Annotated in this window: 10 protein-coding genes and 2 pseudogenes; 5 read left to right on the top strand and 7 right to left on the bottom strand. The window is 62.8% G+C overall.

The genetic code is table 11. The features are described from left to right. Positions 1-305: 305 nt before the first annotated feature. Positions 306-713, top strand: coding sequence for an IS66 family insertion sequence element accessory protein TnpA (tnpA, locus tag AC3WL8_RS21230; protein WP_492378735.1), 408 nt, complete (start codon positions 306-308; stop codon positions 711-713). Positions 714-757: 44 nt separating this feature from the next. Beyond that, positions 758-954, top strand: a pseudogene (tnpB, locus tag AC3WL8_RS21225) (IS66 family insertion sequence element accessory protein TnpB); the annotation flags it as partial. 96 nt (positions 955-1,050) lie between these two features. Here the strand turns inward: tnpB and AC3WL8_RS21220 are convergent. Further along, entirely contained in the window at positions 1,051-2,604 is a 1,554-nt protein-coding gene (locus AC3WL8_RS21220) for a cryptochrome/photolyase family protein (RefSeq protein ID WP_211982917.1), read from the bottom strand. A gap of 196 nt (positions 2,605-2,800) precedes the next feature. On the opposite strand from AC3WL8_RS21220, the pseudogene AC3WL8_RS21215 reads away from it, so the two are divergent. Beyond that, positions 2,801-3,434: pseudogene (locus tag AC3WL8_RS21215) on the top strand (IS110 family RNA-guided transposase); the annotation flags it as partial. Positions 3,435-3,743: 309 nt separating this feature from the next. Here the strand turns inward: AC3WL8_RS21215 and AC3WL8_RS21210 are convergent. From AC3WL8_RS21210 to AC3WL8_RS21185, 6 genes are all read right to left on the bottom strand, one after another. Then, the gene (locus AC3WL8_RS21210) at positions 3,744-4,091 is read right to left on the bottom strand and encodes a helix-turn-helix domain-containing protein (protein ID WP_492378734.1); all 348 of its coding nucleotides are present in this window, start codon (positions 4,089-4,091) and stop codon (positions 3,744-3,746) included. Between the two features lie 32 nt (positions 4,092-4,123). Continuing rightward, positions 4,124-4,555, bottom strand: a complete 432-nt coding sequence (locus AC3WL8_RS21205) for a molybdopterin-dependent oxidoreductase (protein WP_492378733.1) — start codon at positions 4,553-4,555, stop codon at positions 4,124-4,126. Positions 4,556-4,698: 143 nt separating this feature from the next. Next, a complete protein-coding gene (gene metC / locus AC3WL8_RS21200) occupies positions 4,699-5,913 on the bottom strand; it encodes a cystathionine beta-lyase (RefSeq protein WP_211982921.1) in 1,215 nt (404 codons plus the stop codon). 58 nt (positions 5,914-5,971) lie between these two features. Further along, positions 5,972-6,973: a Bug family tripartite tricarboxylate transporter substrate binding protein gene (locus tag AC3WL8_RS21195; RefSeq protein ID WP_153956685.1), complete on the bottom strand. Its 1,002-nt coding sequence runs from the start codon at positions 6,971-6,973 to the stop codon at positions 5,972-5,974. A gap of 61 nt (positions 6,974-7,034) precedes the next feature. After that, a complete protein-coding gene (locus AC3WL8_RS21190; RefSeq protein WP_153956686.1) occupies positions 7,035-8,648 on the bottom strand; it encodes a rhodanese-like domain-containing protein in 1,614 nt (537 codons plus the stop codon). Positions 8,649-8,760: 112 nt separating this feature from the next. Continuing rightward, positions 8,761-9,348 carry a cysteine dioxygenase family protein gene (locus AC3WL8_RS21185; RefSeq protein WP_153956687.1) on the bottom strand — a complete coding sequence of 196 codons (588 nt, stop codon included), beginning with the start codon at positions 9,346-9,348 and terminating at the stop codon, positions 8,761-8,763. Between the two features lie 125 nt (positions 9,349-9,473). Here AC3WL8_RS21185 and AC3WL8_RS21180 point away from each other — a divergent pair, with 125 nt between their 5' ends. Both AC3WL8_RS21180 and AC3WL8_RS21175 read left to right on the top strand, forming a co-directional pair. Continuing rightward, positions 9,474-10,340, top strand: a complete 867-nt coding sequence (locus tag AC3WL8_RS21180; RefSeq protein WP_013958670.1) for a LysR substrate-binding domain-containing protein — start codon at positions 9,474-9,476, stop codon at positions 10,338-10,340. A 105-nt stretch (positions 10,341-10,445) separates the two neighbouring features. Beyond that, positions 10,446-10,730, top strand: a complete 285-nt coding sequence (locus AC3WL8_RS21175) for a transposase (protein WP_153956688.1) — start codon at positions 10,446-10,448, stop codon at positions 10,728-10,730. Positions 10,731-11,142: the final 412 nt, after the last annotated feature.

Raw genomic sequence — 11,142 nt, 5'->3', positions numbered from 1 at the left:
CAAACCACGAAAGAAGAGAAGAAAGAAAGCGAAACGACAACAATTCGTCAGGTAACATTCCTTCGTGAGGCAACACGGCCGGCCGTCCTGCTTGACGCCCTGGGCGTTGCGCTGGCCGAGGAATGCGCCCATGGCTGTGCCGGTGAATCCAAAGGCCGCAGCCCGCCCAGATAGAGCACCGTGCAGAGCCAGCGACAGCGCGCCGCATGCCTTTCCCGCGCGATCGTAAGCGTCAGCGGAACCCATCTGGTGAGGCAGGAGCAGCGATGAGAAGGTAGCGGCTTCACGGTATAAGGAGTGAAGCGATGGCCGAGCATCGAGACGGCAGTAGTGGACACGAAGGGACGAGGTATTACCGGCATGATCAAACCTTCTGGCGGGAGATGGTGGCGCAGTGGAACAATAGCGGGCTGGGCATCCGCGCTTTCTGCCGGCAGCATGGCCTGGCGGTCAGCACCTCTGGCCTGTGGCGCAAGCGCGTGGACCACGACCAGCCGGCTGTGATGCCTCTGACGGTGACCGCCGACACCGCGTTCATCGCGGCGGCCACGGGCACAGCACCCGCCGTGCAAGCGGTGGCCGACATCGCGCCATCGAGGGGGCGTGACCATGTAGTGATCGCACTGGCCGGCGCGCGCATCGAACTCACCGGCGCGCATGCCGAGCGCATCGTACGCTTTGTGCTCGGGCAACTGGGAGGCGGACGGTGCTGATCACCGGCGATGTGCGAGCCTTCATCTGCCGCGATACGGTCGACATGCGCAAGTCCATCGACGCTCTGTCATATCTGGTGCAGCCGCTGCTAGGACAGAACCCGTTGTCGGGTCACCTGTTCGTCTTCGTGGCCGCGACCGCTCGAAGGTCAAGATCCTCTACTGGGACCGTACTGGCTTCGCGCTGTGGTACGAGCGACTCGAGCGCCGCCGCTTTCCCTCGCTGGCGGCGTTGGCCCAGGGCGGCTTCTCGCCGGCCGAACTGAACGCCTGGCTCGAAGGCATCGAGATTCCGGCGCAGCGGCGCCACCCGACGAGCGCGCTGAAGTTCGCCGATCTAGAACTCGGTGCGCATCGATTTCTTTATCGCCGCATACCTTTCAAGGGTCTCTTTCCGCGCAACGTCGTGCTGCACGATCGGGGGTGGATAGTTCTCCCCAAGCTTCACCCCCGCTGTAGCCAGCACATTCACCGGCGCCGTCCATGGCGCATGGATGTACTTGTCCGGCATCTGTGCCAGCACCGGCAAGTACTTGCGGATAAATCGCCCCTGCGGATCAAATTTCTCCGATTGCATGACCGGATTGAAGATACGGAAGTACGGCTGTGCATCGCAGCCCGTTGATGCAGCCCACTGCCACCCGCCGTTGTTTGCCGAGAAATCGAAATCATTGAGCTGGTCGGCGAAATATTGCTCGCCGCGTCGCCAGTCGACGCCGAGGTCCTTGACGAGAAAGCTTGCAGTCACCATCCGTAGACGATTATGCATGTAGCCGCTCTGGCGGATCTGCAGCATCGCGGCATCGACCAGCGGATAGCCGGTCTGTGCGTCGCACCATGCCTGAAAGTATCTGTCGCCCGTGACAGAGTCGACCCAGCGCAGCGCATCGTATTCGGGGCGGAAAGACTTTCCGTCGGCCACGCGGGGATGGTGGTGGAGGATCATGAAATAGAAGTCGCGCCAGATCAGTTCGGACAGCCAGACGGCCGCGCCGGCGCTTTTGCTGCCGCCGCGCAGTACGGCGTCGAGCGCGGCTCGCGCCAGCGTGCGGATCGAGATCGTGCCGAAGCGCAGGTGTACCGACAGGTAGCTCGGGCCGCGCAGCGAGGGAAAATCTCGCCGGTTGCCATAGTCGCCGATGCGGTCGATGAATTCGTCGAATAGTGCACGGGCGCCATCACTGCCAGTGGGCATCGCAATCTCGGCGAGATTGCTGACAGCGAAGCCGAGATCGTCCAGCATTGGCGAAGCCTTTTGATACTGGCGGGGCACCGGTGCCAGCGCGCCCAGATACTTGTCGACTGGATACGGTCGAAGGTCGAACGGCTGCACTCCGCGTAACCACGCATTCTTGTACGGCGTGAAGACGCTGAACGGCTGGCCCTGGCCGGTCATGAGCTCGTCAGCCTCGAAGATAACCTGGTCCTTGAATGTGAACAGCACCCGGAAGTCGGAAGCCAGTGCCTGACTTACGGCCGTGTCACGCCGCTTCGCCGCAGGTTCGTAGTCGTGGTTCGTAAAGACGGCTTCTGCATCGAGTTCGGCCGCCAGCCGAGGAATGGCATCGCGCGCGGTATCGTCAAGCACGATCAGGCCACCGCCCGCATCGGTCAGCGTCCTGCGTAACGGCTCTAACGACCTCAGGATGAACTCTACACGCCGATCGACCTTGCGTCCGCGGGCAATCAGCGGGTCAAGGATTTCGCGATCGAAGACAAATACGCACCACACTTGGCGGCAGTGCTTGAGGGCATAGTGCAGCGCTGCATGGTCGTCGGCGCGCAGGTCGCGCCGGAACCAGACTAGGCCACGCGCGAACTCCCGGTCGATCCGGTAGGGCATGCGTCTGGTGCCAGCTGTTTCAGAGGCAGGAGAAAGGGGTCTCGGCATTGCTGTAATTTAGTCCCATGGAACGTTGTGGCACAGCTCCATTTGCGGGTATCGCCTGCGCCGCATCTTGGCTGCTTTTGACATCATACGTTCCATATCTTCATCGGGGCGTTAATGGGATGGACGCCCCTCCCCGTGAAGGTACATGAGTGCCAAACTGGTGAGCATGGCAATCTCTCAAACAGGAGCATCCCTCATGCAGGTCACGACGATTGGCATCGCTTTGGCGAAGAATGTGTTTCAGATCCACGGTGTGAATGAGCTGGGCAAAGCGACGTTGAGAAAGCAGCTCAAGCGTGCCCAGGTGGCCGAGTTCTTTGCGACTCTGCCGCCGGGCGTGATTAGGATGGAGGCGTGTGGCAGCGCGCACCACTGGGCTCGAAAGCTGCAGAGCTTCGGTCACACGGTGCGGCTGATGGCGCCGCAGTTCGTCAAGCCGTATGTCAAGACGAACAAGAACGATGCGGCCGATGCCTAGGCAATCTGCGAAGCGGTAGCACGGCCGAACATGAGGTTTGTGCCGATCAAGTATGTTGAGCAGCAGGCGGTGTTGGCGCTGCATCGTGCGCGTCAGGGCTTCGTGAAAGCGCGCACCTCGCAGGCCAACCAGATTCGTGGTTTGCTGGCCGAGTTTGGATTAGTAGTTCCCCAGGGTATCGGGAGTATTGCCAGGCAGGTGCCGGAGTTGATCGAGGATGCGACCAATGAGTTGCCAGGCTCGTTCCGTCTGCTCGTCCAGCGGCTGCTGGAGCATCTGAAGGATGCTGGAGCGTCAGGTCGACGAAATTGGCGCGCAGGTCGAGGCATGGCATCGGGATAACGAATTGAGCGGCGAAGAGGTCGGAGGCTATCGATGGGCGCGACGGACGGGATTTCCTGGCGGTCGCCGTGGTTGCGCTCTTCCGCCAGTGGCGGCGCCCCCGTTCCAGGCCAAGCCGTTACGCCGAAATTGAAATGCAATTAATCGCCAAGCTTCGCCTGCAACCATCAATCGCTGGGCGCCGGCGCGGTGCCCGGATGCTCTTAGCGCCCGCTCCCTTGGAGGCCTCCCCAACTTATATGAACGCGCCCCGGCAGATCGCTCGGTCACGACCCTGCTCTTACCGGAGGGGTACTGAGGGTAACGGAAGTGGAGCGGATCAGCGACGAGCTAGTCGCGCGGTCAGGGTCTCGACCATGGCCACGATCATGGCGCGGTCCGGGCTGCTGACCTTCGTCAGTAGCCGGGAGAGATGGTTGGCCTGATCGCTGGAGCGGGTGCTGGCCCCGGTCAGCAGTTCCGAGGTGTCGCACTGGAAGATGTCAGCCAACTCGGCCAGGCGCGCGATCGTGGGCATGACGACGCCACGCTCCATTCGGGAGACCGCCTCGTTGCCAATCCCCAACCGTTCCGCCACCTGTTCCTGAGTGAGGTTGGCTGCTATGCGGTGCCTGGCAATCGCGTGCCCCACCACAACAACCAGTCGGTCTATCTCCGTTCTGCCCATGCTATCTCCATATCAACCGATATGGTAGAGCATCATCTTTTCTGTATGAAGTGCTTTACGAGTTGAGTTTCCACGAAGGCCAGCCGTTCGCCGGTGTGGACGACCGGATCGCTGCGCAGGCCGATTGGGATGCCGTCGTGCGTGAACGGCTTGACGGCCGTGAGCGAGGCATCGAGCTTGAGCGTGTCCCCGATCGACGCACCCTCATGCACCAGATCCCCGGCACGCGTGGCCGGAATGAACAGGCCGCCTTCATCGGCGGTGATCCGGCCGCGCCGCCTGACGCGCCACAGGCTGGTGGCCGCGGGTGCCCGATGCAGCGGCGCGATGGCCTGGTGCATTGCCAGCACGTGGCGGTCGCGCGAAGAACCGCCAATATCGTTGCGCTCCAATGCTGTGGTCACTGGCAGCACGATATCGGCATGGCGTGCCGTGGCCGTCCACCAGATGTCCTGCACAATCACCGTTTGCGGTCGTGCCCAGGCATCGCGCCGGTTGCGCGCCACGCATCGCCACATAGGGCAGCGTGACGCTCACGCCCGAGGCCATCGAGCCGACAGGCAGCTGGCCGCTGGTGCGGGCGGGGCCGGATTGCTGGCGCAACCAGTCACCGATGATGGGCATGGGAGGACTCCTGTTCAGTCGATTCAATGTGAGCGATGGCGGCGAATGCCTGATCGAGGTCGGACATTAGATCGGACACGGCCTCCAGGCCGATATGCAGCCGAATCACGGTGCCGTGCGATGACCAGTCGCTGATGCTGCGCGCGCGGCGCATGTCGGCGAGTACCGCCAGGCTTTCGAAGCCGCCCCATGAGGCACCGATGCCGAACAGCTGCAGGTTGTCGACAAAGCGTTCGGGCGCCACCGGCGCCTGCGAATGCAAGGTGAAAGAGAGCAGGCCATTGGTGCCATGGCAGTGGCGTTGCCACAGCGTGTGATTGGGATCGTGCGGCAGGGCAGGGCAGAAGACCTGTGCGACTTCGGGGCGATCGAGCAGCCATTGCGCCACCGCCAATGCGCTTTCCTGATGTTGCGCGAGACGCGCGCCTAGGGAGCGGATCCCGCGTTGGACCAGATAGGAATCGTCGGGGCTCACGGCCATGCCGAAGGAGTCGGACATCGTCGCCAGTGGTTGCCAGGCGGCCTCGGTGGTGCAGACCGTGCCCATCATCACGTCGGAATGGCCACACAGGTACTTGGTGGCGGCCATCAGGGAGATATCGGCGCCGAGTTCCAGCGGGCGATACAGCAGACCCGATCCCCAGGTGTTGTCGGCGGCGACCAGTGCGCCGTTTGCATGTGCGCGTTCCGCCAGCGCGGGCAGGTCGCACATTTCATAGACCAACGAGCCGGGGGCTTCCGCATAGACCAGCCGCGTTTCCGGGCGCAGCTTCGCATCGAGGTCGGAGCCGTCCGCCGCATAGAAGTCGGCAGCGATGCTGTGCTGGCGCAGGAAGCCGTTGGCCAGGTTGCGCACTGGCTCATAGACGCAGTCGGGTAGCAGCACATGCTCGCCGGGGCGTACATAGGCTAGGATCGTCATCGCCGCCGCAGCCAGCCCCGACGGGAACAGGCGTGTGCGATAGCCGCCTTCAAGCATCGTCACCATGTCTTCGAGCGCGAAGTTGGTGGGGTTACCGCGCGCACCGTAGGTGAACAGGCGCTCGGTATCGCGACGCGCGCGCATCTCTCGCTGCTGGGCAACGGATTCGAACAGCACGGTGCTCGCACGCACCACGGCTGGGTTGACCGGTTGGCCGCCGGACACAGCGGATATGCGCCCGGCATGGGCAAGGCGTGTTGGGAGCGCTTTCGTCATGGTTGGCCTGTGGGGTGGCTCACGATTGTGGGAGACGTCGCAAGGTTCGTGCCTTCCGTTAGTCGACATGAGCGCCGGACAGCTTGACGATCTGCGACCAGCGGGAGATGTCCTGATTGAGCTGTACGGCGAATGCTTCGGAGCTGTTGGCTATGACGTCGCTGCCGCTGTCGCGGATGGTCTTCACCACGTCGGGCATCTGCAGCACCTGCACGATGGCACGATTCAGCAGCGCCACGCGCTCGGGCGGCGTGCCGGCCGGCACGAAGAAGCCGTACCAGTCCTCAAAGCGTGCATTGCGATAGCCCAGTTCTTCAAGGGTCGGCACCTTAGTGAATACCCCGAGACGACGCGGGCTGGTGACGGCTAATGCCCGCATGCGGCCAGTCTGGATGAAACCGGCCACCGACGAGGTGGACGTGATCAGCACATCTACCTGTCCGCCGAGCAGGTCGTTGATGGCCGGCCCGGCACCTTTGTATGGCACATGCTGCAGCGAGACCTTGCTGTCCTTGTCAAGCACCGCGCCCACAAGGTGCGACAGCGTGCCGTTGCCGGGCGTGGCAAAGGTGATCTTCTGCGGCTGCGCCTTGGCCTGTGCTGCCAGTTCCTCGAACGACTTCCAGGGGGCGTTGGTGGAGACGACGATAGCCAGCGGCGCAGCGTTGATCTGCGTGACCGGAATGAACTGCTTGATCGGGTCGAAGCCCGGCGCGCGATAGAGCGTCGGGTTTACGGCCATGATCGATACCTGCGACGTCAGCACCGTATAGCCATCGGGCTTCGACTCCGCCACATAGCGCGTGCCGATATTGCCGCCGGCGCCGCCGCGGTTGTCCGTCACCGCGCTCTGGCCTAGCACTTGTGACAGCCGCGCGGCCACCACGCGCGTCACGGCATCATTGCCGCCGCCGGCGGGAAACGGCGACACGATGCGTAGCGACTGCGACGGATAATCGTTGACCGGCGCCAGCGGCTGCGCCGTGGCGGCGCCGAACATGGTGAAGGTGAGTGCTGCAACCAGAAGCTGCGGAAAGCGTGATGACATCGGGCGTGACATGGGGCGACCTCGTTCTCTTTTGGCAGGTTTGTCGTGGCGGACTTGCAGGTTCGGGTGGGAATCAGTCGAGAGGCCTGAAACGGAAGGTGGCCAATTCCTGCGCGTCGAGCTGGCCGATCAGCCCCGTTTCCCAAGCCAGGTATTGGCGGGCTGCGGCCTTGTTGCCGTCGTGGCGGTCGTGCACGAAGAACAGGTAGTCGATGCACCGCGCATCGGGGAGGGTCTCGGCGCCCCGGCTCACGGCATGGCCGGCATCCCGCCATGCGCCGAAGCCGCCGTGCAGCCGGCGTACATCGCGATAGCCGAGCGTGTGCAGGTCAGCGAAGGCCAGGTCAGCGGGATCATCGCCGTCGGCATCGCCGATCAGCACCAGCGTGGTGTCGTGCGGCACGCCGCGCAGGTCTTGTGCCAATCGCGCACGCGTAGACCAGTGGCTGCCGGCGATTCGGCCGGCGCGGTACGTCATGCTGCCGCGCAGGTCCAGCGCTAGCATCGATTGCGTGGCCATTCCGGCGGCCAACTGCGCGACATTGATGGTGGCCGGCGCGGCCACCCGATATGCGGGTCCGTGCGCAGCCTTGACTCCGGCCACGAGTCCTGCCTGCAATCCGCCATCGAGTACCACGGCGTCATGGCCCATCTGGCGCAGCCAGCTGGCCACTACGATGGCGCGCACCCCTTCGGCATCGAACAGCACCAGCCTAGCGCGGCGCACGCCGACATATTGATCGGTAGCCTGCATAAGCTGGCCGCCAGGGGTGTGTTGCGCGCCGGGCAGCGTCTGTGTGGCGTATTCCTCGGGGGTGCGCACGTCGCACAGGAATGTGGTGCGCGACCTGTCGGCCAGCCATGCAATGGCCTGCGCGGCGGCGATGCGCGGCACATCGAAGCGGGCGGCCAGCGCCTGCGCGGCGTTGCGCGCGGCATCGAGTTCGCGTGGCGACGCGTTCTCCGGATAGCGTGCGGTACCGCCGTGTTCGAGCGTGAAATCGTTCAGGTACCAGCCTTGCGTACCGTTTTCGAGCGCATAGACCGGGTTGCTCACGCCAAAATTGATCAGCGATTGCGCACCGATGATGCTGCGCGTACGGCCCGCACAGTTGATCACGATCGGCGTGGTGCTGTCGGGCACCAGGTCACGCAGGCGATAGGCGAGTTCGCCGTTGGGACAGCAGATCGCGCCCGGGATATTCATCTTGCGGAATTCGCCGGTCGGGCGGCCATCGAGCACCACCGGTGCATTGGCACCGGCCTGCATGGCTGCCAGTTCCTGCGCGGTGACGCGTGGGGTGCGGTAGTGGTGCTCAGCCAGTTCGCCGAAGGTCTTCGACGGCACGTTGACGCCGGCAAACAGCGCGTAGCCGGCGGCCTGCCAGGCCGGGACGCCGCCATCGAGGACAAACAGGTTCGTATAGCCAAGGCGTGCCAGCGCGGCGGCTGCGGCCTGCGCCACGCCGTCGCCGTCATCGGCCAGCACCATGCGCGCATCGGTACGAGGTGCCAGGCGGCCGATGTCGAGTTCGAGCCGGCTGTAGGGCAGCGGCACGGCATAGAACGGATGGCCCTCGCCATACTGGCCGTGTTCGCGCACATCGAACAGGGCGATCTCGTCGGCATCGTGCAGCCAGCCCTTCAGGGTGACGGCGTCGACAGCGGTATAGGAAGCTTGGCTCATGAAATTTTGGGCAAAGGGTGGCCGCCCTCTCCGCGGAGAGGAAATTCGTCGGGGCGGATCTCAGGAGTGGGCGGCCTGACGGTATGGCTCAGGCCCCCGTTCAGGCTTTCTTTTAGCGGCGGGTCTGTACGCCCACGTTCATGATCTGGCAGCGGCCGGTCTCGAGGTCGAACGTCAGCCGTTCGGTCAGCGTTTCCAGCGCCCGACCATACATATGCAGATGGCGGATGACGTCTTCCCCTTGGATTTCCACGGAATGGATATCGTCAGGCAGCAGCGCGATGCCACAGCGCGGGCCGACTTCCACGGTATGCGAATATTCGAGCGTGCCCACACCGGCCTGGCTGCCATCGTCGGTGCGGGTGTAGACATCGTTGAATTCGATGCCGCTGACACCGGCCACGCAGGCCCAGGTGGTGTGGTTGTGCGGCGGGATGCGCTTGCCCGGACGCATTACGTTCAGGTACAGCGCATAGGTCTGGTCAGGATCCTCGGTGATCAGGTAACGCGCCTGGCGTTCACCGGGCTCGGGCGGCGGGAAGTCGGTCTCGCCCCACAGTTCGGTGCGGGCGGCCAGTTCTTCCACATGGGACAGGACATCGGCCAAGCTGGCGCGCGTGACGGCGCGTTTATCTACGATATTCTTAATGGATTCGATGGTCTCTCCGACGGCTGCCTGGCGCTGTTGTGTGATGGACATGATGCAATCGATCCTTGTAATCTCTGTTTTTGAGGGGTAGAACGCTGTTTCGTGTTTCACTGTAATGAACATCAGCCCTGAAAACCACTTAATGCGCGACGAAAACCCATTAGCAGGACTAATGAATGCGTAACCTCGATCTGGACCTGCTTCGCACACTGGTGGCCATTGCCGACAATGAAACCTTTGGCGCCGCCGCCGAAGCCGTGCAACGCACGCAATCGGCCGTCACCCAGCAGATGCAACGGTTGGAAGAACAGCTTGGGCTGACGCTGTTCGAGCGCCAGGGCCGTGGCAAGCAGATGACGCGGCATGGCAAGAAGCTGCTGGAATACGCGCGGCAGCTGCTGACCATCAACGACGAGACGCTCCGAATGCTGCGCGAGGGAGACCTGACCGGCTCGCTGCGCATTGGCGCGCCGCACGATGTGGCGGATACCATCCTTCCGGTGCTGCTGTCGCATATTGCTCGGTCGTCGCCGGCGCTGCGGCTGGAGATCCATGTCGGCAGAAGCCCATTCCTGATGGAATCGCTGCGGCGCGGCGAAATTGACCTGACCGTTTCCACGCGCGAGGACAATACACTCGAAGGCATTGTGCTGCGCACCACGCCTACGATCTGGGTGTGTTCGGCGGATTTTGTCTATGAGCACGGCACGCCGGTACCGCTGATCCTGGCCGATGAGCCGAGCCTGTTTCGCAAGCTGTCGCTCGAGGCGTTGACGCATGCTGGTGTACCCTGGCGTATCGCTTATCTGGCACCAAGCCTGATCGGCATCAAGGCGGCGCTGCGCGGTGGATTGGGCATTACGGCGCGCAGCATCGACCTGCTGACGGCGGACATGCGTATCCTGGGCGAGAACGATGGCTTGCCGCGGTTGCCCGATGTCACCTACTACCTTTGGGCGCGTCCCAATGCGGTCAATCCTGTTGCACGGCATGTCTTCTCAATGCTCAAAACCGCCCTGCAGCGCGGGCTGGTCAGCGCGTGACGGCTACCCGCGATTTCGGCGTTCTGAGAACAGGGAAACCTGAATCGTAGGCCGCGTAGCAGGCGCTGCAAACTAAGAAGATCGCGTATCAATATTTGCCGCGGAATGATGGCTTCGCTGCATACCACGGCTTCAGGTCCGTCAGTCGGGCAATTCGTCGCGGAAAATGCTGAGCGGCTGCGCCTGATACGGCTGCCCGGATACTGTCCCGAGCTGAACCCCGATGAGTTGCTCAATCAGGATGTGAAAACCAACGCGATGGGCAAGGGCCGGCCGACCAGCAAGACGGAAATGATCGATAGCGTGCGTCGCGATCTGCATCGCCTGCAGAAGCATCCTCATGTCATCCGTAACCTTTTTCAGGAAAAGCATGTTTGCTACGCAGCCTGATTTGCGCACTATTTAGTGCACGGGTCAGTACGTGTTTGCGCAACTCACCCGACGCATTGGCCTCGCTTCTGGCCCGTGCTATGCCGCAATCAGACTTGGTTGACACGTTGGGCGCCACCGCCAGCGCATCAAGTCTCGACCTGTGACGATCCCCGAGGAGTCCAATGAGTTGTCGGATCTGTTGAAGTCCGAAAAACGGTAGTTCTCATCGATATCCGCGATGCGGCACCGGAGCAGCTAAAGCAGCGGCAATACATGAATGACCGGTATATCGGCCTCCAACAAATAATGACTGCACCGAGATTTGGCGACGAGGCCTCATGAGCCTCCGCATTAAGCTGGGCCGGCAACGTTGTATGCGCATGCGCTGGGCGGACTCGGTATGAGGCTACCCCAGGGGTGGCTGAAGCGC

Source organism: Cupriavidus sp. FW305-F7 (assembly GCF_058782875.1).
The sequence above is the reverse complement of the archived record's forward strand: the minus strand, read 5'-3'. Positions and strand labels throughout refer to the sequence as shown.